Source organism: Paenibacillus sp. FW101-FHT12H11, assembly GCF_058790355.1.
On record NZ_JBYTCO010000013.1, the window covers coordinates 146,049 to 172,177 of the forward strand.

General features: G+C 45.9%; 27 protein-coding genes. 19 read left to right on the plus strand and 8 right to left on the minus strand.

Translation table 11 applies throughout. From position 1 onward, the window contains the following. Complete coding sequence (locus AC3WTJ_RS33870) at positions 1 to 1,188, plus strand: M24 family metallopeptidase (RefSeq protein ID WP_492525739.1); 1,188 nt, start codon at positions 1 to 3, stop codon at positions 1,186 to 1,188. A 114-nt stretch (positions 1,189 to 1,302) separates the two neighbouring features. Here AC3WTJ_RS33870 and clpP read toward each other — a convergent pair whose 3' ends face one another. From clpP to AC3WTJ_RS33885, 3 genes are read right to left on the minus strand one after another with little or no spacing between them, the layout of a single operon-like run. Beyond that, the gene (gene clpP / locus AC3WTJ_RS33875) at positions 1,303 to 1,884 is read right to left on the minus strand and encodes an ATP-dependent Clp endopeptidase proteolytic subunit ClpP (protein ID WP_157317564.1); all 582 of its coding nucleotides are present in this window, start codon (positions 1,882 to 1,884) and stop codon (positions 1,303 to 1,305) included. 38 nt (positions 1,885 to 1,922) lie between these two features. Next, positions 1,923 to 2,228, minus strand: coding sequence for a hypothetical protein (locus AC3WTJ_RS33880; protein WP_492525742.1), 306 nt, complete (start codon positions 2,226 to 2,228; stop codon positions 1,923 to 1,925). A gap of 14 nt (positions 2,229 to 2,242) precedes the next feature. After that, positions 2,243 to 2,827 carry an ArsR/SmtB family transcription factor gene (locus AC3WTJ_RS33885; protein WP_492525744.1) on the minus strand — a complete coding sequence of 195 codons (585 nt, stop codon included), beginning with the start codon at positions 2,825 to 2,827 and terminating at the stop codon, positions 2,243 to 2,245. 704 nt (positions 2,828 to 3,531) lie between these two features. Between AC3WTJ_RS33885 and AC3WTJ_RS33890 the strand changes: the two genes are divergently transcribed. The 4 genes from AC3WTJ_RS33890 to AC3WTJ_RS33905 all read left to right on the plus strand — a co-directional run bounded on the left by AC3WTJ_RS33890 (position 3,532) and on the right by AC3WTJ_RS33905 (position 6,834). Then, positions 3,532 to 3,756, plus strand: a complete 225-nt coding sequence (locus tag AC3WTJ_RS33890; RefSeq protein ID WP_492525746.1) for a DUF896 domain-containing protein — start codon at positions 3,532 to 3,534, stop codon at positions 3,754 to 3,756. 160 nt (positions 3,757 to 3,916) lie between these two features. Next, the gene (locus AC3WTJ_RS33895; protein WP_492525748.1) at positions 3,917 to 4,480 is read left to right on the plus strand and encodes an NADPH-dependent FMN reductase; all 564 of its coding nucleotides are present in this window, start codon (positions 3,917 to 3,919) and stop codon (positions 4,478 to 4,480) included. A gap of 38 nt (positions 4,481 to 4,518) precedes the next feature. Further along, a complete protein-coding gene (locus tag AC3WTJ_RS33900; RefSeq protein ID WP_492525750.1) occupies positions 4,519 to 5,520 on the plus strand; it encodes a type I glyceraldehyde-3-phosphate dehydrogenase in 1,002 nt (333 codons plus the stop codon). A 429-nt stretch (positions 5,521 to 5,949) separates the two neighbouring features. Then, positions 5,950 to 6,834 (plus strand): hypothetical protein, encoded by an 885-nt coding sequence (locus AC3WTJ_RS33905; RefSeq protein WP_492525752.1) that lies wholly within the window; start codon positions 5,950 to 5,952, stop codon positions 6,832 to 6,834. Between the two features lie 244 nt (positions 6,835 to 7,078). Here the strand turns inward: AC3WTJ_RS33905 and AC3WTJ_RS33910 are convergent, their stop codons facing one another. Then, positions 7,079 to 7,918 (minus strand): YitT family protein, encoded by an 840-nt coding sequence (locus AC3WTJ_RS33910; protein ID WP_492525754.1) that lies wholly within the window; start codon positions 7,916 to 7,918, stop codon positions 7,079 to 7,081. 183 nt (positions 7,919 to 8,101) lie between these two features. Here AC3WTJ_RS33910 and AC3WTJ_RS33915 point away from each other — a divergent pair, with 183 nt between their 5' ends. Beyond that, a complete protein-coding gene (locus AC3WTJ_RS33915) occupies positions 8,102 to 8,224 on the plus strand; it encodes a hypothetical protein (RefSeq protein WP_492525756.1) in 123 nt (40 codons plus the stop codon). Positions 8,225 to 8,314: 90 nt separating this feature from the next. Here the strand turns inward: AC3WTJ_RS33915 and AC3WTJ_RS33920 are convergent, their stop codons facing one another. Next, a complete protein-coding gene (locus AC3WTJ_RS33920; RefSeq protein WP_492525758.1) occupies positions 8,315 to 9,088 on the minus strand; it encodes an SDR family NAD(P)-dependent oxidoreductase in 774 nt (257 codons plus the stop codon). A 30-nt stretch (positions 9,089 to 9,118) separates the two neighbouring features. Next, the gene (locus AC3WTJ_RS33925) at positions 9,119 to 9,856 is read right to left on the minus strand and encodes an SDR family NAD(P)-dependent oxidoreductase (RefSeq protein ID WP_492525760.1); all 738 of its coding nucleotides are present in this window, start codon (positions 9,854 to 9,856) and stop codon (positions 9,119 to 9,121) included. 174 nt (positions 9,857 to 10,030) lie between these two features. On the opposite strand from AC3WTJ_RS33925, the gene AC3WTJ_RS33930 reads away from it, so the two are divergent. The 13 genes from AC3WTJ_RS33930 to AC3WTJ_RS33990 all read left to right on the plus strand — a co-directional run bounded on the left by AC3WTJ_RS33930 (position 10,031) and on the right by AC3WTJ_RS33990 (position 24,644). After that, entirely contained in the window at positions 10,031 to 10,630 is a 600-nt protein-coding gene (locus AC3WTJ_RS33930; protein ID WP_492525762.1) for a TetR/AcrR family transcriptional regulator, read from the plus strand. Between the two features lie 132 nt (positions 10,631 to 10,762). Next, entirely contained in the window at positions 10,763 to 14,011 is a 3,249-nt protein-coding gene (locus tag AC3WTJ_RS33935; protein WP_492525877.1) for a hybrid sensor histidine kinase/response regulator, read from the plus strand. 8 nt (positions 14,012 to 14,019) lie between these two features. After that, complete coding sequence (locus AC3WTJ_RS33940; protein WP_492525764.1) at positions 14,020 to 15,177, plus strand: response regulator; 1,158 nt, start codon at positions 14,020 to 14,022, stop codon at positions 15,175 to 15,177. 5 nt (positions 15,178 to 15,182) lie between these two features. Further along, positions 15,183 to 15,320, plus strand: coding sequence for a hypothetical protein (locus AC3WTJ_RS33945; protein WP_492525766.1), 138 nt, complete (start codon positions 15,183 to 15,185; stop codon positions 15,318 to 15,320). Between the two features lie 389 nt (positions 15,321 to 15,709). Continuing rightward, positions 15,710 to 17,404 (plus strand): DHA2 family efflux MFS transporter permease subunit, encoded by a 1,695-nt coding sequence (locus AC3WTJ_RS33950; RefSeq protein WP_492525879.1) that lies wholly within the window; start codon positions 15,710 to 15,712, stop codon positions 17,402 to 17,404. A gap of 60 nt (positions 17,405 to 17,464) precedes the next feature. Further along, positions 17,465 to 18,034, plus strand: a complete 570-nt coding sequence (locus AC3WTJ_RS33955) for an NAD(P)H-dependent oxidoreductase (RefSeq protein WP_407870767.1) — start codon at positions 17,465 to 17,467, stop codon at positions 18,032 to 18,034. 110 nt (positions 18,035 to 18,144) lie between these two features. Further along, positions 18,145 to 19,251 (plus strand): GntR family transcriptional regulator, encoded by a 1,107-nt coding sequence (locus AC3WTJ_RS33960; protein ID WP_492525768.1) that lies wholly within the window; start codon positions 18,145 to 18,147, stop codon positions 19,249 to 19,251. 239 nt (positions 19,252 to 19,490) lie between these two features. Next, positions 19,491 to 20,933, plus strand: a complete 1,443-nt coding sequence (locus tag AC3WTJ_RS33965; RefSeq protein WP_492525770.1) for an ABC transporter substrate-binding protein — start codon at positions 19,491 to 19,493, stop codon at positions 20,931 to 20,933. Positions 20,934 to 21,025: 92 nt separating this feature from the next. Continuing rightward, positions 21,026 to 21,913: a carbohydrate ABC transporter permease gene (locus tag AC3WTJ_RS33970; RefSeq protein WP_492525772.1), complete on the plus strand. Its 888-nt coding sequence runs from the start codon at positions 21,026 to 21,028 to the stop codon at positions 21,911 to 21,913. 19 nt (positions 21,914 to 21,932) lie between these two features. Beyond that, the gene (locus AC3WTJ_RS33975) at positions 21,933 to 22,766 is read left to right on the plus strand and encodes a carbohydrate ABC transporter permease (RefSeq protein ID WP_127457396.1); all 834 of its coding nucleotides are present in this window, start codon (positions 21,933 to 21,935) and stop codon (positions 22,764 to 22,766) included. A gap of 259 nt (positions 22,767 to 23,025) precedes the next feature. Further along, positions 23,026 to 23,523: a DinB family protein gene (locus AC3WTJ_RS33980; protein ID WP_492525881.1), complete on the plus strand. Its 498-nt coding sequence runs from the start codon at positions 23,026 to 23,028 to the stop codon at positions 23,521 to 23,523. 75 nt (positions 23,524 to 23,598) lie between these two features. Beyond that, positions 23,599 to 24,486, plus strand: coding sequence for a fructose bisphosphate aldolase (locus AC3WTJ_RS33985; protein ID WP_492525774.1), 888 nt, complete (start codon positions 23,599 to 23,601; stop codon positions 24,484 to 24,486). After that, complete coding sequence (locus AC3WTJ_RS33990; RefSeq protein WP_492525776.1) at positions 24,486 to 24,644, plus strand: hypothetical protein; 159 nt, start codon at positions 24,486 to 24,488, stop codon at positions 24,642 to 24,644. The genes AC3WTJ_RS33985 and AC3WTJ_RS33990 overlap by 1 nt, the downstream gene beginning before the upstream one ends. Before the next feature lie 51 nt (positions 24,645 to 24,695). Here AC3WTJ_RS33990 and map read toward each other — a convergent pair whose 3' ends face one another. Next, a complete protein-coding gene (map, locus tag AC3WTJ_RS33995) occupies positions 24,696 to 25,442 on the minus strand; it encodes a type I methionyl aminopeptidase (protein ID WP_492525778.1) in 747 nt (248 codons plus the stop codon). A 7-nt stretch (positions 25,443 to 25,449) separates the two neighbouring features. Continuing rightward, positions 25,450 to 26,034 (minus strand): TetR/AcrR family transcriptional regulator, encoded by a 585-nt coding sequence (locus AC3WTJ_RS34000; protein ID WP_492525780.1) that lies wholly within the window; start codon positions 26,032 to 26,034, stop codon positions 25,450 to 25,452. Positions 26,035 to 26,129: the final 95 nt, after the last annotated feature.

Here is a 26,129-nt window from a genome sequence, read left to right on the forward strand (position 1 = left end):
ATGACGATTTTCCAGCTAAGGCAGCAGTGGCTTCAGGGCGAGATGATCAAACGGGGATGGTCCGGCTTCCTGGTCACCCATCATGTGGATATATATTATTATTGCGGCTCGATGCAGACGGGGTATTTGTTTATCCCGGCGGAGGGCGAGGCGCTTTATCTCGTTCGCCGCAGTTTGATCCGCGCGGAGGAGGAAGCGTCAGCGGACGTGGAAGCGCTGGGATCCTGGAAGACGCTGGCTGAGCGTCTTCGCGCGCGCTGCGCGAGCGGTGCCGCGGCGGCGGATGCTCCGCTGCGGATCGCGACGGAGCTGGACGTGTTGCCCGTTCAGCTGTTTGGGAAACTCCAGGCGGCGCTGCCCGGCGCCGCCTGGGAGGATGGCTCGCTGCTCGTGCGCGAGCAGCGAATGATCAAATCGCCGGACGAAGTCGCGGCGATTCGGGAGGCGGCGCGCGTCGTCGACGCGGCGCTGGAAGCGGTCATCCCCCACATTCGTGAGGGGATGGCGGAGTTTGAGCTGATGGCGCTCATCGAGCATCAGCTCCGGCTGCGCGGGCACCAAGGGCTGATGCGCATGCGCGCGTACAATTCCGAGTTAATCACCGGAATGGTCGCGACAGGCGCGGCGGCAGCGGTGCCCACCTATTTTGACGGGCCGGCCGGGGGTACGGGGCTCCACCCGTCCAGCCCGCAAAGCTCAGGCCGCGCGCTGCTGGTGCGCGGCGAACCGGTTCTCGTCGACATTGGCTGCATGGTCGACGGGTATTTGATCGATCAGACGCGCACGCTCGTGATCGACGATTTGGACCCTGAGCTGCAGCATGCTTACGACGTGGCGGAGCAGGTACTCCGCGCCACGGAGGCTAAGCTGCAGCCGGGCATAATTGCCGAGCATCTGTATCTGCTCGCGCTGGATCAAGTACATGAAGCGGGGCTGAGCGCCCACTTCATGGGGTACGGCGCCGACCAAGTGAAGTTTCTTGGTCACGGCATCGGGCTCGAGATCGACGAATTGCCGGTTCTCGCCAAAGGCTTCAAATACCCGCTGGCTCCCGGTATGGTCATCGCCATCGAGCCGAAGTTTACGTTTCCCGGACGCGGAGTAGTTGGCGTTGAGGATACGTATCTGATTACGGACAGCGGTTGGGAGAAGCTGACGATTTCGAGGGAAGGTCTTATCCGAGTTTAGGTTGTGAAGCAGCCATATCGCACAAAGAAGAAGCTGATCTCTGTGAAAGTAGTGTTTGCTACTTTTGAGACAGCTTCTTCTTTTTGAGGATCTATTAGTACCTTGGTCTCGGCCTTAAATCCTCTCGATAACCTTGTCAATCAGACCGTACGTCTTCGCATCCGCGGCCTCCAAATAGTAATCGCGGTCCGTATCCAGCTCGATTTTCTCGATTGGCTGTTTTGTTGTATCTGCGAGAATACGGTTAAGCGTGTGGCGTGTTTTGAGAATATGCTGAGCGCGAATATGAATATCGCTGGCTTGCCCTTGAGCGCCGCCCCAAGGCTGATGAATCATGACTTCTGCGTTTGGCAGTGCAAAACGTTTGCCCGGCGCACCGGCTGTCAGAAGAATTGCGCCCATGGATGCCGCCATTCCCACACAAATTGTAGATACGTCAGGTTTGATGAAATTCATCGTATCATAGATAGCCAATCCGGCTGATGTTGAACCGCCAGGGGAGTTAATGTAGAGAGAAATGTCTTTCTCAGGATCTTCAGCGGAAAGAAACAAGAGCTGGGCAATAATCGCATTGGCTACTTGATCGTTCACTTCTGTTCCTAAGAAGACAATTCTGTCTTTAAGTAAACGGGAATAAATATCGTAAGAGCGCTCTCCGCGCGAGGATTGTTCAACAACCATAGGTATGAAGCTCATAGGATTCATCCTTTCTATTTTGAGGAGTATCTTTCTTTTTAAGCCGCAGCTCTGCTTTGTAACGTATGACGGTAAGCAGGTTGTTTCTGGCCAAAACCAGAGGAAATGATGACAAGACGGACGGGTTCCTCACCCTGAGAAGAAGGGAATTCACGAACGTTAAAGGTAGCTTCTGACTCAGATAAACCTTGGCGGCGATAATCGTCAATGGAGATCACTTGGCCGTCTGATTTGATTGGAGCTACGCGCTCTCTAGGGAGCTCCCATGTGATTATAGCTGCACCTGGCACGGTGTCCTTCTGTTCTCTTTTTGGTTCTTTCTCTTGCTCATGTTCTTGACTCATCGTAGGCGTCCTCCTCATTCTTTCGGTTTCGGATACACGGCTAATAACACTTGATAGGCCTCATTCTCATCTTTGCCGGCAGCGTAACGTTCCACTAACTGCTGCACCATAGCAGCATATTCCTCAATGAACGCTTGTCGCTGATGCTCATCGGACAAATGAACTTGGAGCTGCAGCGTAGCACTGGGAATCTCTTCTCCACCATCAGATTGCTCCATGAGCAGCATGGCATCATGCCTTATTCGCTCTGACGTTGTGACAAGATGGGCAAGCGAGCTTTGGTCCTTCAGCTTTTGCACGGTCTCAGGCTTCATGCTCAAACTGTCAGCTAGCACGAAAGTTTTGGCAATGGATCTGTACAGAACTTCGACCAGATTGCGCACTTGACGCGTGCCGATTCGCTGCACAAGCCCCGCTTTCTCCAAAGCTTTCAAGTGATAGTTGATCCGCTGCGCAGTCTCACCAAGAGTTCGAGCTACTTCAGCTGCAGAGCCAGGTTCGAGGAGCTGTGCAATAATCTCCCCGCGGATGGGGTTAAGCAGTACGGTAGCTTGCTCGGGTGACTCGATGTAATACCTTTCCTGAATATCGTTTAGCATGGAGAGGATGCCTCCAGTACAATGAATATGTTACGTAAAAATATTTTATTACGTGGAGAATGGAAAGTCAATGGGCGGTATGAAATCTATCATCTACTACACATCTCACGATGGATATAAGTAGCACGTATCAAGCGGCGCCTACACGGGAGTTATCCCGAGCAACGTTTCCGTCACTACAGTTACGTATGCAACTACAGATAGCCATGCGACGGTAGCACTACAGCTCAATGGAAATCTAGTAAACGATTCAATTAGTCTCAATTGGGGGCTAATACGATTACCCTTATCGTGACTGCACAGGATGGAACGAAGCGAACTTATACGGTCGCTCTTAGAAGCATGGTTACTGGTATTGAAGTGTCTAGTACTAGTGACAACATGGTACGTAGGGGACTCCCAACAACTTCACGCCAAGGTGACTCCTGATTATGCTACGGACAAAACTTTCAACTGGTCTGTAAGTGCTGGTACAGGGCAAGCAACGATTAATGGCACACGATTTGAATCGATACTACATCGCTATTTCAATAGGGGACGATTAATTTTCGAGCTGCCTAACATCAAAGGAAGCTCTTGATCACTGAACGGGAAATAAGCTTAATTGAAAACAAGCTATTGACAGTTATCTTAAAATCGTATATCTTTAAATTAAGATAAATGATTTTAAGATTTTATTAGACGACTTCGAGGAGGTAATGAGAATGATTCCAATTCTGAACCGTATTAATGAACTGAGCAGAATTGAGCGCAGATCAGGTCTATCTGATACTGAGAAAGCGGAACAAGCAGCGCTTCGGACGCAGTATTTACAGATTTTACGCGGGCAACTATTAACAACGCTTCTGAACGTGTCTGTTATGGATGAATTTGGGAACGATGTTACACCTAAAAGGCTTATTGATAAAAGAGCAGCTAATGATCAATAATTTTTGTCATATATCTTAAATTTAAGAATGTATAAATTAAGATAGTTTTACCGGTTAGCGATCAGCCAGGCTAATAGCCGTGGCACCTAAACTAATGTTTTCCCACGCATAGTAAGGAAAATATTGTATGATTATATGAGAATGAATTGGAGGTTGGCTGATGTCAAAAAGAATAGGGATTATTGTAGGAAGTTTGAGGGAAAGCTCTTTTAATCAAATGATTGCGAATTCGATTCCAGAACTTGTAGATTCCGCGGAATATGAATGCATATCGATTGCTAATCTTCCCCTCTATAACGCGGATTTGGATCATGAAGAGGGGCCAGATCCAGTTAAGCATTATCGCGAGGCGATTCAAAGGACGGATGGCATTCTCATTGTTAGCCCAGAGTACAACTCAGGTATACCGGGAGTACTAAAAAATGCACTGGACTGGGCATCGACACCTACCAAAACAGCCGTTTTAATTCATAAGCCTGCAGCTGTGATAGGCGCAACACCTGGCGCAAAAGGGACGATTCTTTCGCAGCAGCAAATCAGGCAAACGTTGGATGCCACACAGTCCTATGTGATGCCGGCTCAAAAAATGTACATTTCTCAAATCACGGACAAGATTGATTCAAATACTCGCAAGCTCACGGATGATACGACTCGCAAATATTTGCAGCGGTATGTTCAATCATTTTTGCAATGGATTAACCAGGTAGAACGGATTAATGAGTAGTAAGGATAATAACTAATCTAATATATATGGAGGCTATTATGGGTAAAATTGCGCTTTTTGGATTTGGACGTATCGGAAGACAGCTCCTTCGGGCGGCGTTGCAACAAAGTTTATTTGTCCCCTTTTCCATCTCGGATATTAAAGACGAAGAGACGCTTGCCGCACTTTTTGAAGTGGATACAAATTACAAGCGTTGGCATGAGAAAGTATCTGCTCAAAAAGGCGCAATCGTCATCGGCGACCGGGAGATTCGTTATTTGAATTCGGCCGCTGAATTGCCGAATTGGGGTGAATTAGGCGTTGAATTGGTCATTGATTGTACCGGACGAGCCGTTACGCGATCAGTAGCTGAACTGCATTTGGAGCGAGGCGCCAAAAGGGTGCTTGTCAGCGGTCCGAGCAAAACCTTAGACGATTGCGACGCAGTACTTCTTAAAGGAATTAACTTAGAAAGCTTCGATCCGGAAAAGCATAAAATCATTAGCATGGCGAGTTGCACGACCAATGCGCTTGCACCAGTCGTCAAATTGGTCAGAGAAAACTATGGCATTCAATACGGATTATTCTCCACGGTACACTCGTATACGAACACGCAATCGTTGACGGATCAGCCGATGAAGGACCGCCGGGATTCATGGGCAGCTGCCGAGAACATCATTCCGTCGTCTTCAGGTGCAGCCAAAGCTCTGAAATTCATTTGGCATGACCTGCAAATCACAGGCAAAGCCTACCGGATTCCGACCCGTACCGGGAGTATCGCAGAACTTAATTTGATAACGGAGAAACGATGCACTGTTCAAGAGATTAACGATATGTTCCGAGAAGCTGCGAGAGAAGGCGAATTAAAGGGTGTTCTTGATGTTTTGGAAGGGGAATGGGCCTCGTCCCGTATCGTAGCTGATCCCCATTCTTCGATTATTGATTTGCCTTTAACCCAAGTACAAGGTGAACTATTGTCTATCGCTACTTGGTACGACAACGAATGGGGTTATGCTTCACGATTGGCTGAGGTAGCCTCTTATCTTGTTACAAAATCATAAGCTAGACGATTGATAATGAATTGGATGCATCTTAGAACGTATGAGCGAAGCCAAAGGCGACAGCCAATACATTCTAAGATGCATCTTTTCTCGTCATACAGGGTCGTGGATATGGCTGAGCCCTTGTTTTCTTTCTTTTGAAAATTGTCGGTTGACAAGAACATTGCTCTAACAAGGAACGATATTGTAATAAAAAAGAAGTTCTATTCAAAGAAACTACTCCATTGTCAGGAGTGGTTTTGTCTTTATATACTGATGCATATTTTGTGATCAGACTGTACTTTGTGCTTAGATAAATTGCAGTGAATCGTATCACAATGAGTGGTCTGAAAATAGAAGTGACGATACCAAGCAGATGAATACTTTGGTAATAAAGCTCCAATACTTCTACTATATAAATGGAACTAACCGAGAGAGGGAATATTCAAGTTGCAAAAGATAAATCAGCTAATCGAATTTATTATCAAAGGGAATGCTGTTTGGTTTATTGTATTGGCTGTATTGAGTGTTTTTATTATTTTCTATACTTTTTGGAAAAAAAAGGACCTAAAGCTATTGATCTTGTTTTTGGGCTTAGATGCCCTGGGCGCTTTTTTTGAGAATGTGGTCTATCTTTGGCTAAATGCCTACGAATATTATCCTCATTTATTGAAAAATTCATATTATGACATGACTTTAGGCGCTTATATTTCCCAATACTTATTCGTTCCAGCAATCTCGTTATTTTATGTTGCTTTTCGGCTTACATCCCGATGGAGTTTTATTTTTGCAGCAGTAATTGCTGCCATTGAATTGTTGTTTCTTCAACTGGAGATATATAAGAATAATTGGTGGAATACAAGCTATACCTTCGTCGGCTTGCTGTTTTTTTTCTGGATTTCAAAAATATGGTACAAATATATCATTCAAGCATCCTCTCGTTTTATTCGTTTAATTATAGTAGTTTTTATAGCCTATAGTATGAATGGAGACCTTATTGTTATCCCTGTATTTTCCGATCATTATCATTTTGATGTTGATTGGTTTAATGATCCTACTAGAAGTTCCCTAGCGGTTATTGTACTATATCAGACAATAAGAGCATGTTTAATTGCAATCGTTTGTTTTTATCGGTTCAACTGGACAGTCCAAGCTTTGGCTCCGATTATTCTGCTGGCAAGTTATCTAATTTTTATTCATCTGCATATCTTTACATTTAAGTTCGATTGGGATCTATATTATTTATCAGTGGCGGACATTGTCGTGTTGATTTGTTGTAATTATTTGAATAATAAGGAGCTCTCAAAAGATTCAGGAGCAACGGGGCATGCATAATATCTCCTGTTACTCCAATGCGCTTGCGCTGCATGTATGGCTAACGGGAGACGTTTGTTCAATAAACAACATAGTGAGGCTGCCGCGAATTGATCGGCAGCCTCATTAAGTGATTGGGCAGGTTTCTTCAATGATTTGTGTCGAAATGTGAATGGTTTCATTTAAGGGGGAACAATCTTGCGGCTAATAATGAAGTCTTTCTTATATACAAACTGGGACAGAAGATTGGATCCACATAGATGACTCAGGAATTTTGAATGTCGATAAAACCCTTACCGAACACATCCTGCACATTTTGAACTGTCATGAAAGCTTCGTGATCTGCGGATTTTACGATGTTCTTCAGCAGGGCAACCTCCTGCTTCTTGACTATAATATAGAGAATATTCATGGAAGTCTTCGTATAATAACCATGACCGCTTAAGACCGTAACACCTCGATCCATAAGAGTGTTTACTTGTTGAGCTATCTGGTCTTGTTTTTTGGAAATAACCGTTATAGATTTCGTTGGGTTCAATCCGTCTATCACGAACTCCATCACTTTGGTAGCTACGAAAAGCATAATAATAGTGAACATCAGTCTTTCGGGGCCAATGATAAAGTAAGAGGACATTGCTACAAGAACATCGCACAACAACAACGCAAAACTGATATTCCAGTCCCAGAACTTGTTCATCAACTTGGCTATAATAACAGTGCCGGCAGTCGTACCTCCTACCCTAACAATAAGTCCGATTCCAAATCCAACCAGAGCCCCTCCGAAAATGGAACTCACAATTAGATCGTTTGAAGCAATATGCCAACCCTGGGTCAGATGAAGAAACAACGAATGGAGAGAAACGGCAGCGATTGTATATAATACAGTCTTTCTTGTTAACAAACGGCATCCAATTGCCAACAGTAACAGATTAATAATTAAACTTGTCCAACCTGGAGACCATTCCAGCAAATAATATAAAATGATAGTAATGCCAACCACACCACCCTCGCCCAACTCGTGAGGGATGACAAACACATTAATGCCCAACGCAAAAGCCAGTGCACCAACTGTTATAATTAACAAATCTATGAATGTTCTTTTCACTTCTAAAGCCTTCTTTCTCGCTATGGTACTAAGCCATGACGCAAGCCTATCGTGTCATTTCGTGCTATTGTTACATTTAAACACGGCCTTCATAACTTCTCAAGGAGTTATACTACCATACTAACAATTTACCGGAATAAAGACAGGCTTCATTGAAGGCGGCTCATACAGGGGGGATTCTTGATGACAGAATTATTAATTGTTCCATACAAAAGTAAATACAAGAAAGATTTAATACGACTCTCTTACGAGTGGCTTGAAAAATACGTTAATGTTGAACCTGACCCAACACAACTAACTGACTAACTCTGTGTATGCGAGATATCGGCACACAAAAACGCCCTTCCTGCTTCCTATTAGGAAGCGGAAAGGGCTGCAATAGTTGCTTTCACTGTATTATTGGTTGATTTGGCCGCCATCCACCGTGTAAATCGATTGGGACACATAGGAAGCATCATCAGATAGCAAAAAGACAGCTACATTAGCAACCTCTTCCGCCTCACCGTATCTTCCCATTGGCACAGCGGCGCCAAATGCTTCTCTTGCTCCAGCGGCATCCTCAGGAACCGTATTCTTCTCAATCTGACGCATCATGCGGGTATTGATGACCCCGGGTGCCACGGCATTCACTCTAATGCCAAACGGGGCTGTTTCCAAGGCAACGACTTTGGTCATTCCGATGACAGCATGTTTTGAGCTATTATAGCCAACAAAACCAGGTGCTCCTATTAGTCCTGCACCGGAGGCCGTATTTACGATGCTGCCGTACCCTTGTTTCTTCATCACAGGTACCACATATTTCAAGCCAAGAAACGCTCCTTTGACATTGACGTTGAGCACCAGATCGAATGTCTCGGTTGGATAATCCTCAATGTTAGCAGTAATGCCTTCGATCCCTGCATTGTTGAAGAAACCGTCTATTTTGCCGAATTTTTCGACGGTTTCCTTGACATAGGATTTGACTTCTTCCTCCTTTGCCACATTGGCTTGAATGGCAATTGAATTAGCATCGCTTAGTCCCAATTCCGATACAGTCTGTTGAATGGCTTCAAGATTCAAATCCACCAAAGCCAGCTTAGCTCCTTGCTCTGCCAGCTTCTTGGCCGTTGCTTTCCCGATTCCGCCCGCCGCGCCTGTGATGATAATGACTTTTCCCTCGAATTTTGTCATGATTGATTACCTCCTGAAGTTGATGATAAATTATTGAGCCGTATACCCGCCATCGACAATTAAGCTATTCCCGGTCATGAAAGAAGAATCGTCAGAAGCCATGAACAGTACGGCTTTCGCCATTTCTTCCGCCTGGCCAAGACGTTTCATTGGAGTCATCTGAGCCAAGACTTGCTTACTTTCCTCAGGAATAATAGGTGTATCAATAAAACCTGGGCATAATGAGTTAATGCGGATGTTGCGTTCCGCGTATTCAAGCGCAAGCGAACGGGTCAGGTTAATAACGCCGCCTTTCGCCGCGTTGTAGGCAGCCGAACCGGGTGATCCGACCCATCCGTACATCGAGGCGGTATTGACAATCGTGCCTCCGCCTTGCTTTAACATTTCACGGATAGCTTCACGTGCTACCAAGAATACGCCATCCAAGTCGACATTTACGGTATTGCGCCACTCGGAATAGGCAAGATCATGCGAAGAATGAACTCGCCCGATCCCCGCATTATTAAAGACGACATCCACTTTTCCGAAAGCTTCAACGGCTCGTTTGAATATATCAGCAACTTCTTCTTCGATGGTGATATTGGCTTTTATAAATAAAGCGTCGGCACCCAGCGCTTTTAGCTCCTTCTCGAATGCCAGTCCTTTTTCTTCATTTAAATCAACAAGAACCACTTTAGCTCCCTCAGTTATAAACAGACGGGCTGTCGCGGCTCCGATACCAGATGCTCCGCCAGTAATCACGGCTACTTTGTTATGCAGTTTACCCATGGTTGATCCTCCTAGTATAATGATTAGAAATATATAAATTAGCTTGTAAATGACTATTTTCGGTACAATTTAATTGTACTATTCTATCCATATATAACAATCATCAAGGTTCTGACGGATGTTCAAGCAGTAGACACCTGGATGTGAAATGTCTTTTTGGGAAGAGGTTTTTTCATGAATGATCGACAACGAAATCGCACAAAAGAGCATTTGAAATCCGCTTTTATTAAACTCATTAAAGAGAAGGGCTATCATAACGTATCCGTAAAAGACATCGTGGATGGAGCCGCGTATAATCGGAGCACCTTCTACGTACATTATCAGGATAAAATTCAATTGGCTGAAGACTTGCTTGCTTCTTTGCTTGAGGGCTTGGAGGATTCCGTTGGCAGACCGTATTACCCAGGACAGCAGATCAACGCGAATAAGTTAAACCCGCCTTCGTTCGCTATTATTAGTTACATTTATGAACATCGCGATTCGTTCGAGCTAATTAAATATGACGATACATTACCGGGGCTGCATACGGAATTTCCACAAACCATCTTGAAAATTTATAAGGAACAATTTATTTTTGAAACCTTAAACCAGACTCAAGTCAATATGGACTATTTTAAGCGCTATACGGCTTTTGGATTTTATGGGCTGATTCTAATGTGGATCAAGAATGGCTTTAAGGAATCCTTAGAGGAATTTATTAATGAAGTCATCGACCTCACGAAAACGCATATCTATACTATTAAGTTTGTAGGAAAAAAAGGGGATCTGCTTTAATTTGAAATACAATGGGAAAATACTTGGAAATCGCCGAATACGATTAACAAGCACCCAGGAAGGCATCGCACTTGCCATCATACTTGAAGGTTTGTATCTATCAGCACGCACAGGAACCCAAAGTATATTTTGATGAAATCTGATGTTTTTGCCGAAGCGAAGTCCTTCGCTGAAGCAGTGAAGCGTTCACCCAACTGGGTGAACGTTTTTTTATCGTTGATCAACAGCGGCTCGATTTTCAAAGGAATTTGTAAATTTTTGTCGAATACTCATCTATTATACTATTTGACAAAAAAGGCGAAGTGGATGCTTAAAAACGGCAAGATCACTATAACGATTATTTGTATCATTGTAGGTTTTGTTGGCTTATTCATTAAATATGGGGCTACCCCGATCTATCCGAAGGCACTAAAAGGCGAATTGGATTTAACGCAATGGAATTTTGCCGATAACGGGTCCACCCGTCTGGACGGGGAATGGGAATACTATCAAAATCAGTTGCTCACTCCGGACGATTTCGACCCGCTAGGACATAAGGGCAAACTGCCGGAGATGACGGGGTTCGTTCACGTGCCAGACAGGTGGGAGAAGTATGCGGTCGGGGGCTTGAGCGGGTCTTCGAATGGATATGCGACATTTCGGTTACATGTTAATTTGCAGGGTAACTCTGGGCAGATCTACGGGATCAGACAGATCAACATTAAAACAGCCCACAAACTGTTCGTAAACGGCAGGGAGATCGGTTCCGGGGGTAATCCAGGGACGGACAGGCAGACGACGCTTTCCGTCAATACACCATACGTTCAATTTTTGCAAATTGACGGAAACCGTGCTGACATCATCGTTCAAGTAGCTAATTTTCAGTACTTTCAGGGAGGAATCACCCATCCTATTTATTTAGGGTATCAGGGAGACATTCTGTCCATGCGGGAGTTTGCGGTGGTGGAGGATTTATTAGCTACCTCTTGCTTTTTGCTAATCGGCGCTTATTTCATTGTTCTTTTCTCGATGAGAGGACGAGAGCGTTCTTGGCTCTATTTTGGTCTATGCTGTATAGCGGTCTGCGTATATTTGGCGACTCACGGCGAGAAAATTGCGGCAATGTTTGCGCCGGGGATTCCGTTTGAGCTGTTTTTGAAAATACAAACGATCTCCGGTGCAGCTTCCGAATTATTTCTCCTGCTCTACGCCATGCAAGCTTTTCCGGGATTATTTAAGAAAGTCGTCATGAAAGGGTTCGGATTGACTCTAGCAGTGAGATTGCTGCTTATTCTCCTTACACCCGCACCGCTCTTCAGTAAAATGGGCAGTGTGGGACTGGTGCTGGCATTTTTCGAGATCCTATACGTCGCATATGTGATGTCTGCCGGCATGATGCGGCGGAGGGAAGGCTCGTTGTTGATGCTGATCAGCGCGTTGTCGCTTCTAATTATAGAAGTCGCTTCCGCATTGGACATTTTGGGGATTGTATCCGTCCTTTCCCTCCAGACAGCCGCTTGGATAAGTTTTGCCGTTGCCCAAGGGTTATTTTTGTCAAAACAGTTTGTGAATACGTTCAAGAAAGTGGAGACTCTTTCAGAGCGGCTCCGATATATGGACCGGTTGAAGGACGAATTTCTTGCCAATACATCCCATGAAATGAAAACGCCACTTCACGCCATCATCAATATTGCCGGATCATTGCTTGAAGGCGCGGCAGGTCCAATGTCGCCGCATCAGAAGACGAATGTAGCCATGATCAAAGATACCGGCAGGAGGATGGCCAACCTGTTAGGCGATCTGCTTGATTTCTCCAAATTGAAGAATGGAGAGCTTGTTTTGAAGCGGAAAGCAGTAGCTTTGCAACCGATCGTTCGCCTTATTTTTGAGATGTTTCGCCATATGGCAGGGGACAAACCGGTGCAATTCGTTGATTTCCTGAACGATCGTCACTATGTTTATGTGGATGAAGACAGGCTTGTCCAAATTCTGAACAATCTGGTCGGTAATGCGCTTAAGTTTACGGATTCAGGTCAGATTGCCGTATCCGCGAGGGAGAATGATGGCTGGCTTGTGATTTCCGTTTCGGATACCGGCATCGGCATTCCGCAAGACAAGCTGGAAGTCATCTTCGAATCGTTTGAGCAGGCTGGGAAGGCGGTTGCGATGGAGTACGGCGGAATGGGGCTCGGACTCAGCGTTACCAAGCGATTGGTGGAATTGCACGGAGGCAGCATTTGGGTGGAATCGGAACAGGGAAAAGGGGCCGTGTTTACCTTTACAGTGCCATCCGCAAATCGGGAAGACGAGAAACTGTCCGATCCGGGAGTGAATTGGACGAACGCTTTGCAGGATTTGGCTGCGCCCCATATGGCGTCTTCGAATAAGGTTCGATTGGAAGGGGAAAGCATCTATACGATCCTGATTGCCGATGACGATGCTGCCAATCGGCAGGTGCTGCTCAATCTATTGTCCGTAGAGAAATATACGGTCATTGCTGTTTCCAGCGGGATGGATGCGATTCGCGAGATTGAGATGAACAGGCGCATCGATTTGGCGATTATCGATCTGATGATGCCTGGAATGTCAGGCTACGAAGTATGCCGAAATATTCGCGAACGATACTCGTTGTCGGAACTCCCGGTGTTGCTGCTAACAGCTAGAAATCGTCCGGAGGACATTGTAACAGCCTTTGACTCAGGTGCGAACGACTTTCTCGGCAAACCGATTGAGGCTGGCGAATTAAAAGCCCGCATCCGGACACTGCTTGAATTGAAAAAATCGGTTAGCGATTTAATCCACAGCGAGATGGCTTTTTTGCGGGCCCAAATTAAGCCCCACTTCTTGTTTAACACGCTCAATACGGTGATTTCGGTAAGTCATACAGACGTAAGCAAAGCTCAGGACTTACTTGTTGAATTGAGCTTGTACTTGAGAAGCAGCTTCGATTTCCAAAACCGGGAACAACTCGTCTCGATCCAAAAAGAGCTGGAACTCATAGAGTCTTATCTGTTCATCGAAAAAGCCCGCTTTGGTCAGCGACTGCAAGTCATTTATGACATCGATGAGGATATTCGCTGCCGTATTCCGCCACTTCTTATTCAACCAATTGTGGAAAATGCCATTCGCCATGGCGTGATGAAGCGGCCGGAAGGGGGAGTCGTGCGAATTTCCGTGAAAGCAGACCGAATCTGTCTTGTTATTGTCGTATCGGATAACGGACCGGGAATTTCAGATGAAACAAAGGCGTCTTTGTTCCAAGGAAAAAGCGGGACGAGAGGAGTTGGACTCGCCAATATCGAAGGGCGCTTAAGGACACTCTACGGAACGGGCCTAAAGATCGATAGTGTGTCTGGAGAAGGGACGGAAGTTATGATTCGCATTCCGAATTCGATGGGGTGAGGTGACTTATGCTGCGTGTAATATTAATCGACGATGAGCAGCCCGCACTGGATTTGCTTGGAAAATTATTGGTCACGATCGGCAATGTCGAAATTGTCGGGACGTTTACGAAACCGGGCGAAGCGATAAGTATGTTATTACAGGAGCGCATGGATGTCGTGTTTTTGGATATTGAAATGCCTGGCCTGAACGGGATTGAAGCGGCTGAACACATCATGGCGATTGACCCCGGAATCGACGTGGTATTCGTGACAGCCTACCATCATTATGCCGTCGAGGCTTTTGAGTTAAATGCCATCGATTATGTGCTGAAACCAACCACAGTAGAACGGTTAAGGAAAACTATCGCGCGGACCACGTCAAAACAAAGCGCCGGTAAGCAAGAGAATGCGGGGCAAACAAGCAAGTCCGCGTTTATCTGTTTTGGCCGCTTTGAATGGATGCGCGATAAGAACGCGGAAGAAGCGTCTCCAGTAAAATGGAGAACATCCAAGGAACGCGAACTGATGGCGTATCTTGTTCATCACCGGAATACGTTGATTACGAAAGAAAAAATTCTGGAGGATATTTGGCCTAATGCAAATTTGGAGCAAGTTACCGCATTTTTGCACACCTGTATCTATAGCATTAGGAAAAAGATAGCGAGCGCCGGCGACAACTACAAGTTGGAGTTTCATAACAACTGCTATCGTTTGGAGATACGTGGTGTTGAATGTGATGCAGCTGGATTTGAGCGGGTTACTGGCGGTGAAATGGTCATAACTCCAAATTCAATCGGGGAATTCGAGAAAATAGCAAACCTTTACAAAGGCAATTATATGGAAGAAGATGGTTTTGTTTGGGCGCAGGAAGCGCAGGAGAAATATCAAAGCGATTATATTGAGTTAATGAGACGAATGTCGGATTACTATATATCTATCAAAGAGTTCCGTGCGGCGGCACAATGTTTGCATAACGCCCTTCGCCAAAATCCTTATCTTGACGATGTCAATGAAAGGGTGCTGCTGGTGTACGCGAAGTTGGGGGACCGATTGTCCATGATGAGGCATTATGAACATTTTACGAAGCTACTGCAAGAAGAACTTGGAACTCTTCCATTAAAATCCACGGTTCGATTATTTTCCGCGCTGTACAGCGGCAACGCCGACGATGAGTCGAAGGCGTAAGCCGCTTGAAAGCCAAGCATTCCGTTCAATCGACAGATGCAATCCTTCGTGGCTTTGGAGATACCGCAGATGTATCCTCATGGGCGCTGAGCAGCGTCGCTCTGCTCGGCGAATATTTTGGAGAAGTAAGCCCGGTGAACTGAAATATACGCAGCGACAACTTGCACGTTAATATTTTCGGTGTAATGCATATTCATATACTCTATGCTCCGGGGAATCCAGCCGGATCTAATGAAAACCTTATCCGAGAACGAGAAGACTGTTTGCGGGTCTATTGTTCGGATAAGGTTTTTTACTTTATGCAGCAGTTTCGTATCCTTACAAAATGATAAATGGAAGTTGATCTTTTGGGCAAAGGATCCTAGATGTTTTGAACCTGCGTTTGGATACAAACCTGCCATTCTTAACATACTAAAATCAATATTTTTTATGGCAGTTAATCTAAAGTATCTGGAGAGGATCGATAGCATTGAGTGTTGCAAATAAGGAAACTGCAAGCAGTTCAATCAGAAAAGGGCCTATTTTGTTTGTTATGATTTTGGGGGCCTTCTTGGCCACATTGAATCAAACGGTTATGAGTGTTGCAACCCCTGAACTCATGAAGGACTTTGATATCACGGCCACAACTGCCCAATGGCTGACAACCGGTTACCTGTTGGTTAACGGAGTACTGATCCCCATTACGGCGTACCTTATGCAGCGTTTCAGTACAAGACAGCTGTTTCAGGCTTCGATGATCATTTTCCTTATCGGTACTATAGTTGCTGCAATTGCAGACGACTTCCCAACCCTTCTTACGGGTCGAATGATTCAAGCGGCTGGTGCAGGGATTGTTATGCCCCTCCTCTCAATGGTTATTTTAACGCTATTCGAGCCCGAAAAAAGAGGGGCTGCAATGGGCATGATGGGACTTGCCATCATTTTTGCTCCAGCCATTGGACCCACACTAGCAGGTTATATTTTGGAACACTACAAATGGGAGGTCATGTTTTATGGCATGATTCCATTTGCTGTTATTGTTATCGCCTGCGGGTTTATTTTTTTGAAAAATGTATCGGAACGAATCAACGCTCGCTTCGATATTTTTAGCGTCACTTTCTCTACCATCGGATTTGGCTCCCTGCTGTATGGCTTTAGCAGAGCGGGAAGCTTGGGTTGGTCGAGTACGGAGGTTCTTGTAACAATCGCTGTTGGTGTTGTTTCGCTTGTTATTTTCTCTTGGCTTCAGTTGACATCTAAGACCCCTCTGCTCGATTTGCGGGCATTCAGTTACAGTATGTTTTCCTTGACGACGGTCATCGGTATCGCTGTGACGATGATTATGTATGCAGATATGATGCTGCTGCCGCTTTATCTACAAAATGCACGAGGATATACCGCTCTGGAGTCTGGACTTTTGTTGCTTCCTGGTGCTCTCGTGATGGGTTTTCTAATGCCTGTAACCGGTAAAATGTTCGATCGATTTGGTGCAAAATGGTTGGCAATCATTGGATTGCTCATTACGATTGGAACAACGCTTGGCTTTGTCGAATTAACTGACTCAACGACTTATACCTATTTAGTGCTCATGTCTACTGCACGGCGAATTGGCATGGCTTTATTACTGATGCCAATTCAAACCGCAGGTTTGAATCAATTGCCGGCACGATTGAATCCTCATGGGACAGCAATCTCAAATACCATGCGTCAAGTAGCGGGAGCTATCGGTACCTCTCTGCTTGTAACTGTCATGAGCGATCGAACAAAAACGCATCTTCAGGATATGATGGCTAATGGTGGAGCAGCTGCAGGCGCAACACAGGCTCAAATTATAACAAATGCAACCATAGAAGGAATTAACGATGCCTATCTTGTTATTGTTGCCATTGGTGTTGTCGGTCTGGTGCTTTCCTTCTTTATCAAGAGGGTACAACGAGGTACAGATGAAGTTCCATCGGTACAAGAAAACGAAGTAACGCCAGTATATAAACCCACTGAACGACTTGGAGAAATTAAATATGCGGCTCAGGACACTGCTGCTGATAATGAATTTCGTAATGCAATAAAAGGTTTCTCAAACAAATCTCAATCTGCAAAAAAAGATATGCTTTTTAACGATAGTGATTACAGGAAGGCTCTTCACGGGTTAAAGGGGAATGAGAAGGATACGAGTGATGCGGTTGTAATTGACGATAAAGCCTATCGAGAGGCGCTTAAAAAACTGAAAGAAGAGTCTGACCAACTTTAATTTTAAGAGATGGGCTTTTGGGAAATAGTGATAAAACTACTGTACGTAGGAGGGTATACGATGAAGATTTATATCGTTTATGATAGCGAGGTTGGGCATACGGAAAAGCTTGCTCGATCCATAGCAAAAGGCGCTAAAAATGTGGAAGGGACAGAGGTTTTTATCCATCATGTCAATAACGCAAATGTTAGGGATCTTGCACAGATGGATGCTATTATCTGGGGATGTCCCGGACACTTTGGCACGATTAGTTCCGGCTTAAAAGCTTGGATTGATAAGCTAGGTTCGTTATGGGCGGAAGGAAATCTAGTTGATAAAATCGGTGCAGTATTCTGTACAACAGCAACCGTACATGGTGGCATCGAGGCGACTCTGCTTAACTTGATTACACCGATGTTGCATCAAGGCATGATGGTTGTCGGATTACCCGCAAGTATTCCGGGAAATGCCTTTTACGGCAGCTATTATGGAATAGGAGTTACCTCTCCTGATGAAGATACCGATGATGAGCTCAGTCATTCCCTTTATGAGAAGGGGATCTTATTAGGTGAATCTCTAGGTACACGCGTGGCTAATATGACCAAAATCTTTTTAACCGGTAGGGAGCATCTTTCCAGACAAGGCAGCTGATTGTGTTCAGCTGTTTTTTTTCATTGACCGTTGGATAATAGATTAGAATTGATATTCATCCCTGAAATGATATATTAAGTATATCAACATAAAGCGTTAGGGTGAATAAAATGGAGACGCATTTATACAAACAGTTGTATACGCATATCGTGCATGAGATTCAACAGGGGAAATTAAAGACTGGGGATCGTGTTTCATCCGAAAAAGAATTGGCCGAACAATTTGGTGTTAGCCGCATTACTTCTAAAAAGGCGCTCGAAAGGTTGGCAGAAGCGGGTGTTATCAAACGTATCCAGGGAAAAGGGTCGTTTGTAGCGAATGGTTATACTTCGAGTTTGGAGCAAATGCGCCAATCGGAGGAAAGAACGAATGCGGAGATCCCTGCTCAAGAAAGACCTCTCATTGGATTAATTATTCCAGGTTTTTCGGATGAATATGGTTTGAAGCTTCTTCAATCCATGGAAAAGCAGAGCGCGCGGCATGGGTGCGATTTAATCATCAAGAGGACTGGCGGCAGCAAAGAGGATGAAGAGCATGCGATCCAACTTTTTGTCAGATTAGGTGTCAAGGGATTAATCGTGACCCCCGTCCATGGCACGCATTATAATGCGGAACTCATTCGTCTGGTTTGGGGCAAGTTTCCTGTTGTATTGGTCGATCGGTATTTAAAAGGCATTCCGGTATGTTCCGTTTACACGGATAATAGAAAAGCCGCGGAAGAACTTACGCTTCATCTCATCGAGAAAGGCCATCAAAACATCGGCTATTTATCTCCACCGGTTGAGAATACGTCAGCGCTGGAGGATAGGCTTTTGGGATATACGTTGGCTTTTACCCGGGAAGGATTGAAGTTAGATCAGGATTATTGTTTAACGAATATTACAGGGACCCGTTCAGGTTCATGGGCAGAGGATTTAGAGACGCTCAAAATTTTTTTGGAACAAAACATCCATGTAAAAGCATTTGTTGTTTCGGAATATTTGGTCGCCACCATGTTGGCTCAAGCCATTGATACACAAGGAAAGAGGTTGGAAACCTACGATATCGTGTGCTTCGACTCCTTAAACGATTTTTTGGGAAAACCAATTTTCACCCATATTGAGCAAGATGAGAAACGGATGGGCGAGGAAGCGGTGGATTTGTTGATCTCGCAGTTATATGGAGAAGTTGTCACTGAACAGAGAATTGTCGAACATAGGATGATTGTGAAAGAATAGCAAGTAAAATTTATGAACAGAGAACCGTGGAATACAAATTCCATGGTTTTTGTTTTTCTAGTTTCTCTATCGCTGTCTACTACCGTCGAAAATGTTAATTTTTGTACAAGCATGTCGCAAAATCGTAGTGGACATGGTAGATTTGCCCATATTATTATACTTAGTATACAAACACATTTACCGGCTTGTTTGTATCAGGAAGTGTCATACTATTCTTACTTTTCTGAGGAGGTAACAGTATGTATCGGAGTAATAAAAAAATGTTATCCATCTCCACCTGTGTCTTGTGTGCAACTGTGTTATTCGGCTGTTCGAAGGGGACTGAAACGACAAACACCACAGCCAGTACAACGGCCCCGGCAGCAACTAGTGCAGCTACAGCTGCAGCAAAGGAAACGAAAGCACCTGATGCTGCAAAAAAAACCATCACCATCACATATAGAGACGATGGTACTGGTGAGAACGGAACGCTTTTCAAATGGTTTAAAGATGCGGCAGCCAGTTATCCGAACAAAGATGTCATCATCAAGCAGACGCCGATCCAGGCTTCTGAAGGCGATTACTTCGCGAAAATTGCGCTAGCCCTCAAATCCAAAGACACAGCACCGGATATCGTTACAGAAGACACCTTCATGATAAACTCCGATGCCAGCGCCGGCCTCTTGTCTCCTTTGGATGACAAAGTAAAAAGCTGGACCGACTGGACAAATGGTTCCTTCATCGAAGCGATGAAAAAAGGGGTAACAGCCGCCGATGGTAAAATTTACGGCGTACCGTATAACACGGACTCCCGGGGCCTCTGGTACAACAAGCAAATTTTCAAACAAGCCGGATTGCCTGAAGATTGGAAACCAAAAACTTGGGATGAAGTCTTGAGCGCAGCAAGAACAATCAAGGAAAAAGCAGCCAAGGACGTTGTACCTTTCTGGATGAACATGGGTAAAGCGACTGGTGAAGCGACTTCCATGCAAACTTACGAAATGCTGCTTTACGGAACAGGCGAAAGACTTTATGATGACGCGACTTCAAAATGGACGGTTAAAAGTCAAGGTATTGTGGATGCGCTTACATTCATCGATACCATTAACAAAGAGAAGCTTGGCCCACCTCTTTCCAAAGTATTGAACGGCCAAGCGGGCAACTCCTCTGCTCGTGAATATTTGCCAAAAGGCAAACTCGGCATCTCCTTGGACGGTTCCTGGATTGCAGGCAACTATCTGCCGAATGGTGCAGCTCCATGGCCGGAGTATAAAGACGTTCTGGGCTTTGCTCCAATGCCGACAAGTAAAGGTCAAGCTCCGGGTTCCATTACTTTAGCCGGCGGATGGGCGTTGTCTGTTCCTGCTAACGCTCAACATAAAGACGAGGCTTGGGACTTCATCAAATATGCCGTTAACAAAGAAAACACGCAAAAACTTGTAATTGCAGGCGGTAACATTACAGTTCGGGCCGACGTTGCCAAAGATCCGGGTTATACGCAAATGCCGTTTAACGCCATTGCTACGGAATATTTGAAAAATGCGGAGTTCCGACCTGCTCGTGATAAATATCCAGAAGTATCCACGCAAATTCAGGCTATGGTTGAGTCTGTGGCGACAGGCACCTCACCTGCCGATGCGATGAAGAAGTATCAGCAAGACGTGACCCGCATTGTTGGAGAGGACAAAGTCAGCGTGAAGTAATGGCAACACCTTGCCCTGGCGCCCTATTTCAGAATACGGGGGTCAGGGCAAGCTCGGTTTGCCCTACATCACCAGGGAGAAAGGAGAGAACTATGATGAGCAGTTCGGCAATCCCGATAACTTCTAGAAAGACGTACACATGGTTGTATTTTTTATTTCCTTCGTTGGCCGTTATGCTGGTTTTCTTCATCTATCCGATCTTGCTAACGTTTTTCTACTCATTTACGAACTTGGCATTGACCGGAGAATCGGCCAAACAGCTGAAATTTGTCGGTTTTGACAACTATCTCCGCATGTTTGCGGATCCAACCGTTAGAGTCAGTATCTGGAACACGTTAGTTTTCCTGATCGGCTCAGCTGTCATCGGTCAACAAGTGCTGGGATTTCTAATCGCAATCTTGATGAAACGTAAAAATAAAACGTTCCGCCGTGTGATTGGAACTGTCGTTCTCGCCGGTTGGGTTACGCCTGAAATTGTCTGTGCATTATGTCTCTACAGCTTTTTCGGCGACGAGGGTACGTTAAACGCCATTCTAAGTACACTAGGCATTCCCACGGTCACATGGCTATTCACCGTTCCGATGCTCACGATTATTTTAGCGAACGTCTGGCATGGAACAGCCTTCTCTATGCTTGTGTTTCAAGCAGCACTTGACGATGTGCCGAAAGAAATCGAGGAAGCGGCGCTTGTCGACGGAGCATCACGTTGGAAGATTTTAACTTCCATTATTCTTCCTTATATCAAAGGAACGATTACTACCAATGCGATGCTGGTCACTTTGCAGACCCTGGGCGTTTTTGGCCTCATCTATGCGATGACCGGCGGGGGTCCAGGCACGGCAACGACGACCTTACCTATTTTTATGTACAACCAGGCGTTCATTAACTATCAGCTCGGTTACGGCACGGCCATTTCATTATTGCTCTTGCTTCTGGGTATCGTGTTGAGTTTGTTCTATATTCGCACTTTAAAAGAGTAAAACCATAAGGAGAGTTGGTATGACTGAGATCTACCGTAAAGTCGTTTATCGCACCTTGCCCTACGCAGCCCTCACCTTTATCGGCATTTGTTTCCTGCTACCACTCTTATGGGTGCTAGTTGCCTCCGTGGATCCTAACGCCATGCAATCGCTCAAGGTTCCCAGCTCTTTGACAGCAGGCAACTATATCGATGTGATCACTAGTCGCGCGAATCAGCGCGCATTTCTAATAGGACTCTTCATTTCGGTCGGTCAAGCTTTGATTGTCGTTATAATAGGTCTGCTAGCGGCTTATCCACTGTCTAGATATCAATTGAAGTATAAAAAGCCGTTCATGTTGACCATCTTATTCATGACCTCACTGCCGATCACAGCCGTTATGGTCCCTGTGTATCAGTTGTTTTTGACTTTAAAGCTTTATGATAATATCTTCGGCGTTATTCTTTTTAAAGTCGCCTCGGCCATGCCTTATGGCATCTGGATGCTCAAAAATTTCATGGATTCCGTACCGAACGAATTAGAAGAAGCGGCATGGGTGGATGGTGCGTCCATTCTAGCAGGCATCCGCAGGATCGTCACTCCATTGATGATTCCGGGCATATGCACGGTTGCTATCTTTACCTTCTCCGGCAGCTGGGGGAACTTTTTCGTTCCCTACATTCTCTTGAGTACGCCTGAGAAGTTCCCGGCAGCGCTTAAGCTATATCAATTCTTTGGGCAGTACGGCATGGTGAGTTATGGGAAATTAGCAGCGTTTTCTACGCTCTATGCCATTCCATCCGTTATCATGTATATTCTCTCTCAGCAATTTATGTCCAAAGGTTTTGGCCTTCAAGGCGGGACTAAAGGGTAGGGTAAATGTTTCTCATGCTTTATTTAAGGTCGAGCGATCACGAAACTTATTTGAGAGGTAGTGTAGCCTCGCTTTAACGGACTGAAAATTAACAGATGCAGCGAGCAAAACCCTTGCCAATTAGCGGTGAGGGTTTTTGCTATTGGTGACGGCTGAAGGCGCACGCTTGGTTGTCGTTGTTCGTTGAAGTAATGTTACATTGTTTACAATATATGCTAGTATAGAATTAAGTACATTTCATATGAAGGAGAGAGAACCTATGATGAAACGATTGATCGTCGGAGACTTCATGCATGAGCTAGCCACTACGCGCCGCATCTTGGAGCGTTTGCCCGAGGAGCATATGGCGTGGAAGCCTCATGTAAAATCGATGACACTAAGCGGGCTGGCCACGCACTTGATCAACCTGCTGAACTGGCAAGTGGCTATTTTTCTTTACCCGGAATTCGATCTTTCGACCGTTCCGCTGCGGCGCGAACCTTTGGAAAGACGCGATGACATGCTGGAGGAATTCGACGCGAACGTCACCAAGCTTGAAAATCTGTTAGCCGAATGTGACGAATTAACGCTTGGCGAGGAATGGACCTTGCGGAATGGCGAACATATCATCCTGCGCCAACCACGGGCGATTGCGCTTCGCACCTTCGGAATAAGCCACATGGTTCACCACCGGGCGCAGCTCGGCGTTTATTTGCGGCTTCTCGATATTCCGGTGCCGGGGCTCTACGGTCCCTCGGCCGATGAGGAAGTCAAATGAACGAAGACGCGACGGCACTTGACCGTTATGATGTACAATGAAAGAAAAATAGCATTTTAGGGAGGAACTCCGTACATGAACAAGAAGCAGATGGAACGAATTCGCAATGGTCAAGGTTTCATTGCAGCGCTGGACCAAAGTGGAGGGAGTACGCCGAAGGCACTAATGCAGTACGGCATTGAGGCGAGCCGCTATTCTGGCGATGAGGAGATGTTTACGCTGGTGCATGAAATGAGGACGCGCATTATCAAGAGTCCTGCGTTTGACGCGGAATACATCATAGGGGCCATTCTGTTTGAGAACACCATGGACCGGAAGATCGATGGGCTGTTCTCTGCCGACTACTTGTGGGAGAAGAAAGGTATCGTGCCTTTTTTAAAGATAGATAAGGGGCTGGCAGAGTTAGAGGACGGCGTGCAGGTACTAAAGCCGATTCCCGATTTGGACGTCTTGCTCCGACGGGCGGTCGAGCGCAACGTCTTCGGAACTAAGATGCGTTCGGTCATTCACGAGGCGAATCCGCAAGGGATTCGCAGGGTAGTGGGGCAGCAGTTTGAGCTCGGTAAGCAAATTTGGTCCACAGGACTTGTCCCCATCATCGAGCCCGAAGTCGATATTAACAGCTTCGACAAAGGGGAATCGGAACGGATCTTGAAGGACGAAATCTTCAAGCAGCTGTCCTCTCTTGCGCCGGATGTGACCGTTATGCTGAAGCTCTCGATACCAACCGAGGACAATTTCTACAGCGATCTGATGGACGAGCCAAACGTCGCTCGGGTCGTCGCACTGTCTGGCGGATATGAAAGGGAAGAAGCCAACGAACGGCTGGCCCGGAGTCACGGTTTGATCGCTAGCTTCTCTCGTGCATTGGCCGAAGGTTTATCTGATCAACAGTCGGATGAGCAGTTCAACGAGGTTCTGACTCGTTCCATTCGGTCCATATACGAAGCATCGATCTCCTAATGGAGATGATAGCGGAGCCCGGGATTGCAGAAGCGGGATTTTTTGTGCTCGGAGGTGCATTCTTCCGCGCAGCACCTTTCGCGCTTTTCGCCGTTATGATCGTTACGGTGAACTCTATCAACTTGGAAGTCGATCGTTGTGCTAACTGGAAACGATAGCCTAATAAACAGGGAGCAGATTGCCGCGGCAGCTGCTCCCTGTTTTCATATTTATTGCGCGGTCAAAATTTGTGGACCTTCAGCTGTGATGGCGATTGTATGCTCGTATTGAGCGGCGAGCTTGTTGTCTATCGTTCGTGCGGTCCAACCGTCCGGATCGATAGTCATGAAGTAGCTGCCTTCGGTAATCATGGGCTCAATCGTGAACACCATCCCCTCCTTGATACGGAGGCCTTTTCCGGGCTTGCCGACATGCATATAAGTCGGCTCTTCATGCAGGTCTCGACCGATGCCATGCGCAAGAAGGTCTCGCACGACGCCGAAACCGCGTGATTCCGCATGGCGCTGAATCGCGCTCGTCACGTCGCCGAGTCGATTGCCGGGGCGCGCCTGCTTGATGCCAAGGTCAAGACATTCTTTCGTGACGCGCATCAACTTCTCGGCCGTCGGCGAGATCTGCCCGACCGGGTAACTCCAGGCCGAATCCCCTAGCCAGCCATTGAGCTCAGCGACAGTGTCAATCGTCACGATATCGCCTTCCACAAGGGGCTTATTGCTAGGGAAGCCATGTGCGATTACATCGTTGGCGGAGGCACAGGTCGCATAGGGATAGCCCTTATAGCCTTTCTGGTATGGCTTTGCGCCGTGCTTCAACATAATGTCCTCGAAGATGCGATCAATCTCGTAGGTAGTGATACCCGGTTTGATAAGCGGGGCGATTGTACGATGGCATTCAGCCACCACTTGGCATGCTTTACGGATAGCCTCGATTTCATGCTTGCTTTTTAAAATGACCATGTTCGTATCACAGCTCCTTCGTAATAGCTTGCATAGCAAGCCGGGCGATTCGATCGACGTCCAGATCGGAATTGCCTGCATAGTAATGCAGACCACAGCAACCGACAAGCACGGCAAGCATATGGTCTAAGTTGTCGTCTTCGCACTGGGCGATCGATTGGAGTGGAACATACAGCTGTTCCATAAATTTACTTTTGGCGTGTTGTCGATCTCTCTCAGGCAAGCCTGCATAATGTTCCGCTGCCATTTTGTAGACGAGATATGCGCGGGCATCCGATTGCCACAGCTGGAGCAGCGCTCTACAATAACTCAACAACAACTGGTCATCCTGGGGGCTGCCGCTGGTGTTAGCCCATTTTGCGATAACTTGCTCGCATCGTTCGAAGCCGCTTTCTAACACATCTTCTATTAATAAATGCCGGTTGGGGTAATAATGGTATACTGTGCCATAACCAAGGCCTGCCTCGCGGGCGACGTCGCGAATATCAAAGCTTCCGCCCGTGCGAAAGTAGGAGAGCGCGGCGACGTCCAGGATCTGTTCTTTGCGCTGTATGCGTATGAGCTCATTTTGTTCTTTGGTACGGGGGGACATAATGTGTTAACCTCCTAATATAGACCTGCAAATTTGTCGATATAAAAATAGTAACGTATGATGGTAAGAAATGCAAAAGGTTTGTTGGCCAATTA

Bases quoted from the DNA above. Each gene is read 5' to 3' on its own strand.
- AC3WTJ_RS33930 (WP_492525762.1), top strand. From the start codon at position 10,031: ATGAATGATCGACAACGAAATCGCACAAAAGAGCATTTGAAATCCGCT.
- AC3WTJ_RS33970 (WP_492525772.1), top strand. From the start codon at position 21,026: ATGATGAGCAGTTCGGCAATCCCGATAACTTCTAGAAAGACGTACACA.
- AC3WTJ_RS33985 (WP_492525774.1), top strand. From the start codon at position 23,599: ATGAACAAGAAGCAGATGGAACGAATTCGCAATGGTCAAGGTTTCATT.
- clpP (WP_157317564.1), bottom strand. From the start codon at position 1,884: ATGAGCTTCATACCTATGGTTGTTGAACAATCCTCGCGCGGAGAGCGC.
- AC3WTJ_RS33870 (WP_492525739.1), top strand. From the start codon at position 1: ATGACGATTTTCCAGCTAAGGCAGCAGTGGCTTCAGGGCGAGATGATC.
- AC3WTJ_RS33920 (WP_492525758.1), bottom strand. From the start codon at position 9,088: ATGACAAAATTCGAGGGAAAAGTCATTATCATCACAGGCGCGGCGGGC.
- AC3WTJ_RS33900 (WP_492525750.1), top strand. From the start codon at position 4,519: ATGGGTAAAATTGCGCTTTTTGGATTTGGACGTATCGGAAGACAGCTC.
- AC3WTJ_RS33965 (WP_492525770.1), top strand. From the start codon at position 19,491: ATGTATCGGAGTAATAAAAAAATGTTATCCATCTCCACCTGTGTCTTG.
- AC3WTJ_RS33895 (WP_492525748.1), top strand. From the start codon at position 3,917: ATGTCAAAAAGAATAGGGATTATTGTAGGAAGTTTGAGGGAAAGCTCT.
- AC3WTJ_RS33915 (WP_492525756.1), top strand. From the start codon at position 8,102: ATGACAGAATTATTAATTGTTCCATACAAAAGTAAATACAAGAAAGAT.
- AC3WTJ_RS33975 (WP_127457396.1), top strand. From the start codon at position 21,933: ATGACTGAGATCTACCGTAAAGTCGTTTATCGCACCTTGCCCTACGCA.
- AC3WTJ_RS33950 (WP_492525879.1), top strand. From the start codon at position 15,710: ATGATTTTGGGGGCCTTCTTGGCCACATTGAATCAAACGGTTATGAGT.
- AC3WTJ_RS34000 (WP_492525780.1), bottom strand. From the start codon at position 26,034: ATGTCCCCCCGTACCAAAGAACAAAATGAGCTCATACGCATACAGCGC.
- AC3WTJ_RS33890 (WP_492525746.1), top strand. From the start codon at position 3,532: ATGATTCCAATTCTGAACCGTATTAATGAACTGAGCAGAATTGAGCGC.
- AC3WTJ_RS33880 (WP_492525742.1), bottom strand. From the start codon at position 2,228: ATGAGTCAAGAACATGAGCAAGAGAAAGAACCAAAAAGAGAACAGAAG.
- AC3WTJ_RS33885 (WP_492525744.1), bottom strand. From the start codon at position 2,827: ATGCTAAACGATATTCAGGAAAGGTATTACATCGAGTCACCCGAGCAA.
- AC3WTJ_RS33980 (WP_492525881.1), top strand. From the start codon at position 23,026: ATGATGAAACGATTGATCGTCGGAGACTTCATGCATGAGCTAGCCACT.
- AC3WTJ_RS33940 (WP_492525764.1), top strand. From the start codon at position 14,020: ATGCTGCGTGTAATATTAATCGACGATGAGCAGCCCGCACTGGATTTG.
- AC3WTJ_RS33990 (WP_492525776.1), top strand. From the start codon at position 24,486: ATGGAGATGATAGCGGAGCCCGGGATTGCAGAAGCGGGATTTTTTGTG.
- AC3WTJ_RS33935 (WP_492525877.1), top strand. From the start codon at position 10,763: ATGAAATCTGATGTTTTTGCCGAAGCGAAGTCCTTCGCTGAAGCAGTG.
- AC3WTJ_RS33960 (WP_492525768.1), top strand. From the start codon at position 18,145: ATGGAGACGCATTTATACAAACAGTTGTATACGCATATCGTGCATGAG.
- AC3WTJ_RS33925 (WP_492525760.1), bottom strand. From the start codon at position 9,856: ATGGGTAAACTGCATAACAAAGTAGCCGTGATTACTGGCGGAGCATCT.
- AC3WTJ_RS33955 (WP_407870767.1), top strand. From the start codon at position 17,465: ATGAAGATTTATATCGTTTATGATAGCGAGGTTGGGCATACGGAAAAG.
- map (WP_492525778.1), bottom strand. From the start codon at position 25,442: ATGGTCATTTTAAAAAGCAAGCATGAAATCGAGGCTATCCGTAAAGCA.